The sequence below is a fragment of the Intrasporangium sp. genome, assembly GCF_051961875.1.
GTDB lineage: Bacteria > Actinomycetota > Actinomycetes > Actinomycetales > Dermatophilaceae > Intrasporangium_A.
Genome location: NZ_JBQCCV010000297.1, coordinates 1 through 4,790, shown reverse-complemented (window position 1 = coordinate 4,790; position 4,790 = coordinate 1). Strand labels below are relative to the sequence as shown.

Annotated in this window: 3 protein-coding genes and 1 pseudogene; 3 read left to right on the top strand and 1 reads right to left on the bottom strand. The window is 74.1% G+C overall.

Annotated elements, in window-relative coordinates:
- Nucleotides 1–1,587: hypothetical protein (locus ACTHJJ_RS18470; RefSeq protein ID WP_440304412.1), on the top strand; the 1,587-nt coding region annotated here is incomplete at its 5' end.
- Between the two features lie 16 nt (nucleotides 1,588–1,603).
- On the opposite strand, the gene ACTHJJ_RS18465 is transcribed toward ACTHJJ_RS18470, so the two are convergent.
- On the bottom strand, nucleotides 1,604–2,368 hold the full coding sequence (locus ACTHJJ_RS18465; protein WP_440304411.1) for an IclR family transcriptional regulator: 765 nt from the start codon (nucleotides 2,366–2,368) through the stop codon (nucleotides 1,604–1,606).
- Nucleotides 2,369–2,507: 139 nt separating this feature from the next.
- Between ACTHJJ_RS18465 and hutH the strand changes: the two genes are divergently transcribed.
- Together hutH and ACTHJJ_RS18455 are read left to right on the top strand one after the other, a co-directional pair.
- Entirely contained in the window at nucleotides 2,508–4,082 is a 1,575-nt protein-coding gene (hutH, locus tag ACTHJJ_RS18460) for a histidine ammonia-lyase (RefSeq protein ID WP_440304410.1), read from the top strand.
- 120 nt (nucleotides 4,083–4,202) lie between these two features.
- A pseudogene (locus ACTHJJ_RS18455) lies at nucleotides 4,203–4,790 on the top strand (urocanate hydratase); the annotation flags it as partial.

Here is a 4,790-nt window from a genome sequence, read left to right as displayed (position 1 = left end):
GGTCCTGCGGAGCGGCCCGGCCAGGGCTCGATGGCTGCGGCTCCCGCTGGATCGCGCCCGGCACGTGAGCCGTCGCTGCCGTGGTGGGGTCGCTGGGACCTGGCGCTCCTCCTCGCCGCCGCCCCCGTGGCCGCGACGGGGGTGCTGCTCGGCGTCGGCACTGCCACCGAGGCGCTCTGCTGGACCCTGGCGGGCCTCGAGTGTCTGGCCGTGGCGGCACGACTGCGGCGCCACCGGTCCGCCGCTGCTGCCCTCGGGGCTCTCGGCGCGGTGCTCCTACTGCTCGGGGCCTCCATCGCCGGGAGCGGCTGGCTCGCCCTCGGCCTCGTCGGCCTCGCCGCGGTCCTGACCGTGCTCGGCGCGCTGGTGGAGAGCCCGTGGGACCTCGCCTGCCGGGCCGGTGGCGCTCTTGCCGCCGTTGCCGCGGGGGCGACGGCGCTCGACTGGCTGGCGTGGCCCGCCCAGCGGTCCATCGACACCGCGGCGCTCGTCGCGGCAGCCGTGCTCGCCGTGACGGCAGTGCTCGCCCGGGTACTGCCCGAGGTGGATCGGCAATGGTGGCTCGTCTGGGGTGGTGCTGCCGCGGCCGTCGAGGCCCTGGTGGCCGCCATCGTGCTCGCCCCCGCGGCTCCCGCGACTGCGCTTGGCAGCTGGGCCGTGGCTGCCGGCCTGACGGTCACCGCCGCCGCTCTGGCCCTCGTTGTGAGCGCGGTGAACGTCGGCTGGCTGCGGGAGGGCGCAGCGGCATACCTCCTCGCTGCCATCGTGGTCGGCCTCGGATCGGGGGAGGCGTCCCCGCGGGCCGAGGTGATCGCGGCGAGCGGGATCGCGGCTGCCTCCGCGGTGGCGGTGCTCGCCGTCACCGGCGGCGCGGGTGCACCCTGGCGTCGCGCGCTCCTCGTGCTCGGGGTGCCGCCCACCGTCTGGGCGCTGCTGACAGCATGGGTCGGCGGCACTGGTGCCCTCGGCGTGCCTGTCGCGCTGCCCCTGGCGGTGGCCTCGCTGCAGGCGGCCGCGATTGGGGTCGCCTGGCGCCGGGTCGGCTTCCAGATGCTCTCGCCGGCGCTCGCGTGCGCCGCCTGGGTCTCGATGGGGTTCGACCTGCTCGGAGCAGGACCGGAATCGGTCACCATCCCAGCCGGCTTCGCCGCCCTCGTCGCCGTCGGGCTCTGGCGGCACGACCGAGTGCAGCGATCGGAACCGGTCGCATCGAGCGAGATCGTCGTCCTCGAGCTCTCCGGTGTCGTCCTGCTCGTCGGTCCCGCCCTCGCATCGGCCCTCGCGGTCGGCCCGGGTCACGCGCTGCTGGCCATCGTCCTCGGGCTCGCGGTCGCGTGGTGGGGCGTCGTCACGGAGGTTCGGCGCAGGGTCGCGGCGGGCGCGGGCACCGTCCTCGTGGGCGCGCTGCTCCTCGTCGCGGCCCCGCTCGTCGCGCTGCTGCCAGCCTGGCAGGGCGCGGGGATGTGGCTCCTCATCGCGGTCGCCGGTCTCCTCGCCGTCCTCGCCGCGGCCCTGGTCGAACGTGGCAAGTCCCTGGCCCGCAGCGGTCTGGCCCGGCTGGCGGAGGCGACGGCGGGCTGGGAGTGAGTGAGCGGCATACCCCTTATGGGCGGGCGGGGCTCAGCCGTCGGGCGATGTCGTTGGCTGCGCCGCGCGTGTGGCCGACGAGGTCGCCGAGGTGCTCCGGCGAGCCGTCCTCGGAGCGGAACGTGACGGCGATGGCGGCGAGCGGCCGGCCGGAACGGTCGAGGACCGGCACGCCGATCGAGGACAGGTCGGGCGTGACGGTGCCGTCCTCGCGGGCGAAGCCGTCGGTGCGGGTGCGGCTGAGGAGGCTCCGCAGCTCGGTGAGCGACCGCGGGCCGGTGCCGTTGCGCTGGATGAACGCGCCACGGTCGGGGTAGAGCGCCCGGACGTGCGACTGCGGCAGGACCGAGAGCATCGCGAGCCCGCTGGCCGTGAGGTGCGCCGGCAGCCGGACGCCGACGTCGGTGACGAGCGTCGGCTGGCCGGCCGCGCGCTCCTCGAGCAGGTAGATGACGTCGCGCCCGTCGAGGGTGGCGAAGTGGGCGTTGCGGCCGACCTGGTCGACGAGGCGGCGCATCGCCGCACGCGCGAGCCGAGCGAGGGGGGCCTGCCGTTGGTAGGCGGAGCCAAGCTCGTAGGCCGCCGATCCGAGCCCGAACCGCCGCTCCTCGGCGTAGTGCGTGACGTAGCCGCGCCCGTGCAGCACCTTGAGCAGGTGGTAGACCGACGAGCGGGGCAGCCCCAGGTCCCTGGCGATCGCGGCGGCTGGCAGCGGCTCGGCGTGCCGGGACAGGTGCTCCAGCACATCGAGGGCGTTGGCCGCGGCCGGCGCGTTCGCCATGACTTCTCTCCGTGGGTCCGTTGAATCGATCGTAGGACCGGCGGTGGGCCCTCGGATAGGTGCAGGCTATCTCGGATCTCAGACACTAGTGCTTCCGGGGGTGCTGGTCCGGGGCCCGTGGGCCTTGTTCGATGGAGACATGACGACTGCACCAGCCGACCTCGACCGGGCCGCCTCGACCGTGACGGTCGGAACCGGTCCCCTCACCTTCGACGACGTCATCGCGGTGGCCCGCGGAGGCGCCAGCGTCGAGCTGTCCCCGGAGGCCCAGGCCGCCATCGCGTCGAGCCGCGGGGTCATCGAGGCGCTCGCCGACGACGTGGTGCCCCACTACGGCGTCTCGACCGGCTTCGGGGCGCTCGCGACCCGGCACATCCCCGTCGAGCGCCGCGCCCAGCTGCAGCGGTCGCTGGTCCGCTCACACGCCGCCGGCACCGGCGACGAGGTCGAGCGCGAGGTCGTCCGGGCGCTCATGCTGCTGCGCCTCTCGACGCTTGCGACCGGCCGCACGGGGGTGCGGCTCGAAACCGCGAACGCGTATGCCGCTGTGCTGAGTGCCGGGATCACCCCGGTCGTACACGAGTACGGGTCGCTGGGCTGCTCCGGCGACCTCGCGCCGCTCGCCCACTGCGCGCTGGCCGTCATGGGCGAGGGCCTGGTCCGCGATGCCGACGGCGTCGGGATGGACGCGTCCGAGGCCCTGAGCGCAGCCGGGATCGAGCCGGTCGTGCTCGCCGAGAAGGAGGGGCTCGCCCTCATCAACGGGACGGACGGCATGCTCGGCATGCTCGTCCTCGCCATCGACGACCTGCGGCACCTGCTCAAGGTCGCCGACGTCGCCGCCGCCATGAGCGTCGAGGGCCTGCTGGGCACCGACGACGTCTTCCAGGCCGACCTCCACGAGCTCCGGCCCCACCCGGGACAGCAGGCCTCGGCGGCCAACATCCTCGCCGTGATGGCCAACTCGGCGATCCGGGAGTCGCATCGCACGGAGGAGTGCACCCGAGTCCAGGACGCCTACTCGCTCCGCTGTGCGCCCCAGGTCCATGGCGGCGCACGGGACACGTTGGCCCACGCGGCACGGGTCGCGGGCGTCGAGCTCGCCTCCGCCGTGGACAACCCGGTGGTGACCCTCGACGGGCGGGTCGAGTCGAACGGCAACTTCCACGGGGCGCCGGTCGCCTACGTGCTCGACTTCCTCGCCATCGTCGCCGCCGACGTCGCCTCGATGTCGGAGCGGCGGACCGACCGGTTCCTCGACCCGGCCCGCAACCACGGGCTGCCGCCCTTCCTCGCCGACGACCCCGGGGTCGACTCCGGGCTCATGATCGCGCAGTACACCCAGGCGGCGATGGTCTCGGAGCTGAAGCGCCTCGCCGTGCCGGCCTCGGTCGACTCGATCCCGAGCTCGGCCATGCAGGAGGACCACGTGTCGATGGGCTGGTCCGCGGCCCGCAAGCTGCGGCGGTCGGTGGACGCCCTGTCCCGGGTGCTCGCGATCGAGCTGCTGACCGCGGCCCGCGGCATCCAGCTGCGCGCCCCGCTCGAGCCGGGAGCGGCCGCGGCTGCCGTCATCACGGCCCTCGACGCCGAGACCCGCACGGAGCCCGGGCCCGACCGGTTCCTCGCGCCGGACATCGAGGGGGCGTGGCAGGCGGTCGTCGACCGCTCCGTCGTCGCTGCGGCCGAGTCCGTGACCGGCCCCCTGCGCTGATGCCCTGGGGCGGGAGCGGCGGTAACCGGCGATCGCAACCCCGCTCCGCGGCATACCTCGCGGTTGTGGCTCTCTGACCTTTTGGAACTTTGAAACGGCTTGAACGAGAAGGGAACTGACATGGAAGGTGCACGACCCGTCCGCGCGGCGCGGGGGACGACGCTCACCGCGCGGTCCTGGGCGACCGAGGCCCCGCTGCGGATGCTCATGAACAACCTCGACCCCGAGGTGGCCGAGCGGCCGGACGACCTCGTCGTCTACGGCGGCACCGGGCGCGCGGCGCGCAGCTGGTCTGCCTTCGACGCGATGGTGCGCACGCTGACCACGCTCAAGGAGGACGAGACGATGCTCGTCCAGTCCGGCAAGCCCGTCGGGGTCATGCAGACCCACGAGTGGGCGCCGCGCGTGCTCATCGCGAACTCCAACCTCGTAGGCGACTGGGCCACCTGGCCCGAGTTCCGGCGGCTCGAGCACCTCGGGCTGACGATGTACGGCCAGATGACGGCCGGGTCGTGGATCTACATCGGCACCCAGGGGATCGTGCAGGGGACCTACGAGACGTTCGCCGCCGTGGCGGAGAAGCGGTTCGGCGGGACGTTGCGCGGCACGCTCACGCTGACCGCCGGGTGCGGCGGGATGGGCGGTGCCCAGCCGCTCGCCGTCACGCTCAACGAGGGCGTGTGCCTCATCGTCGACGTCGACCCGGCG

Bases quoted from the DNA above. Each gene is read 5' to 3' on its own strand.
- ACTHJJ_RS18465 (WP_440304411.1), bottom strand. From the start codon at position 2,368: ATGGCGAACGCGCCGGCCGCGGCCAACGCCCTCGATGTGCTGGAGCAC.
- hutH (WP_440304410.1), top strand. From the start codon at position 2,508: ATGACGACTGCACCAGCCGACCTCGACCGGGCCGCCTCGACCGTGACG.